The 2,361-nt window shown below is 44.0% G+C and carries 3 protein-coding genes; 2 read left to right on the forward strand and 1 reads right to left on the reverse strand.

All coding sequences use genetic code 11. The annotated features are described in order from the left end of the window. Positions 1–160: 160 nt before the first annotated feature. Positions 161–742, reverse strand: a complete 582-nt coding sequence (locus Q0236_RS00950) for a tetratricopeptide repeat protein (RefSeq protein WP_297913938.1) — start codon at positions 740–742, stop codon at positions 161–163. Between the two features lie 311 nt (positions 743–1,053). Here Q0236_RS00950 and rpsB point away from each other — a divergent pair, with 311 nt between their 5' ends. Both rpsB and tsf read left to right on the forward strand, forming a co-directional pair. Further along, positions 1,054–1,851 carry a 30S ribosomal protein S2 gene (gene rpsB, locus Q0236_RS00955; RefSeq protein ID WP_297896475.1) on the forward strand — a complete coding sequence of 266 codons (798 nt, stop codon included), beginning with the start codon at positions 1,054–1,056 and terminating at the stop codon, positions 1,849–1,851. Further along, positions 1,851–2,361: translation elongation factor Ts (tsf, locus tag Q0236_RS00960; protein WP_297913942.1), on the forward strand; the 511-nt coding region annotated here is incomplete at its 3' end. The genes rpsB and tsf, both read left to right, overlap by 1 nt.

Genomic DNA, 2,361 nt, shown 5'->3' on the forward strand with positions numbered 1-2,361 from the left:
CGAGCGGCATTTTTCATACCGCAGAGACGGCACTACCGGGCGCTTCTGCGGGTTTGTGATAAAAATATAAGCTTGAAGTTTGACAAAGATGAGATAATGAAAGAAAATCAAATGAGCGGGAGAATTTAAAGCTAGGCGCAATCCCGCTCTTTAAAATAACTTATCTTAATGCATCGTATTTATCGCACCAATGTTGCCAAGACTGTTCACTTTCGCCTTCTAATATATATCCTATTCCATCGCTATTTTTGCCTAGTTCGCATGCTTTTTTGAAATATTCTACTGCTTTTTGCTTATCGTCGAATGCCGCATATCTAATCGCGCCAAATCTTCCGCAGCCGTCCCAATAACCTGCATCGCAAGCTCTTCTAAAATATGCCGCCGCCTTTACGAAATCTTTTTCTACTCCTTGTCCTCTAGAATACATAACGCCTAAATTTGAACACCCTGCTGCATATCCGCCGTCGCAAGCCTTAGTATAAAGCTTTATAGCCTTTTTGCTATCTTGTTTTACGCCTTCTCCTTGCCCTTCGCTATATAAAGTACCTAAATTTGAGCATGCTTCATAGTCGTTTCCGTCGCAAGCTTTTTTATAAAATTGAGCCGCTTTTGCGAAATCTTTTTTTGCTCCTACTCCAAATTCATACATTTTACCTGCTAGTGTGCAAGAGGTAGAATCCCCTTTATTACAATCCTTTTCTATGCTTGTAGCACTAAGAGCTACGCAAGCAGACAGTGTCACAACTAAAACTATTTTTTTTCATTTCTTACTCCTTAAATCAAAATTTAGTAAAATTTTACCCCCCCCCATTAAAATTTGCTGAATTTTTAGCCCCATTTATGATCCGTTATATTTAAAACTTAAATTTAAACGTTGCTCGCCACGGTAAAATTTCGCCGTGCCGCAAGCTTATTTTAATAAAATTTTAAATATAATCCCAGCTTCAATTCACACACACCAATCCTAAAATTTGGTTGCGTTTGTCAAAAACAAATGTTAACGGGTGTGGAGGAGAAACCTAAATTTCGGGGCAACCCACAAGGAGAAAACTCATGGTAACAATGAGAGATTTGCTAGAGTGCGGCGTTCATTTCGGACACCAAACGCGCAGATGGAATCCGAAGATGAAAAAATTCATTTTCGGCGAGAGAAAAGGTATCTACATCATAGATCTACAAAAAACTATCCGCTACTTCCGCTATACTTATAATATCGTGCGCGACGCGGCTGCCGAGGGTAAGACGATACTTTTCGTAGGCACCAAAAAACAAGCTGGCGCGACGCTAAAAGAGTACGCCGAAAAATGCGGCATGCCTTATGTGAGCCACAGATGGCTAGGCGGCATGCTGACGAATTTTTCTACTATCAAGCAATCGATCCGCAAGCTCGAAGTAATCGAGACTATGGAAGAGGACGGCTCGATAAATTTACTAACCAAAAAAGAGGCGCTAATGCTTCGCCGCAAAAAAGAGAAGCTTGAGCTTTATCTAGGCGGCATTCGCAATATGAAAGGCCTTCCCGATATGATCTTCGTCATCGACGTTGTAAAAGAAAAGATCGCCGTAGCGGAAGCTAACCGCCTAAAAATGCCGGTTATCGCGCCTTTGGATACGAACTGCGATCCGGACGTAGTCGATTTCCCGATCCCCGGCAACGACGATGCGATCCGCTCGGTTCAGCTTTTCTGCCAAGAGATGGCTGAGGCTATCAACGAAGGCAAGGCGCTTCGCGATCAAGATGCGAGCGAGGATGGCGAGCAGAGCGAAGCCGTCAGCGACGAGGAGAAAGAGGAAGTCGTAGCCGAGGCGATGAGCGAAGAGGATTTTGACGTAAGCGAGGACGAAGAGTAATGGAAATCAGCGCACAAATGGTAAAAGAGCTCCGCGAAAGCACCGGAGCGGGGATGATGGATTGCAAAAAGGCTTTGGTTGAAACAGACGGCGATATGGATAAGGCCGTCGATCTACTTCGCGAAAAGGGCCTCGGAAAGGCTGCTAAAAAAGCCGACCGCCTAGCTAGCGAGGGTCTAGTGAGCGTCGAAGTGAGCGCGGATCACAAGATCGCAACCATAAGCGAGATAAATTCCGAAACCGACTTCGTGGCTAAAAATCAAAATTTTATAAATTTAGTAAAAAATACTACTCTACATATCCAAACTAAGGGCATTAGCAGTGTCGAAGAGCTAAATTCCAGCGTCATTAACGGCGTTAAATTTGATGAGCATTTAAAGAGCCAGATCGCTACGATCGGCGAAAATTTAGTCGTTAGAAGATTTGAGACGATTAAAGCGGGCGCAAACGGCGTGGTAAACGGCTACCTGCACTCAAATGGTCGCGTAGGCGTCATCATCGCAGCAGCTT

This window comes from uncultured Campylobacter sp., from assembly GCF_938031315.1.
In the GTDB taxonomy this organism is placed as follows: domain Bacteria; phylum Campylobacterota; class Campylobacteria; order Campylobacterales; family Campylobacteraceae; genus Campylobacter_B.

Coding starts and splice junctions, on each gene's coding strand:
- rpsB (WP_297896475.1), top strand. CDS start 1,054: ATGGTAACAATGAGAGATTTGCTAGAGTGCGGCGTTCATTTCGGACAC.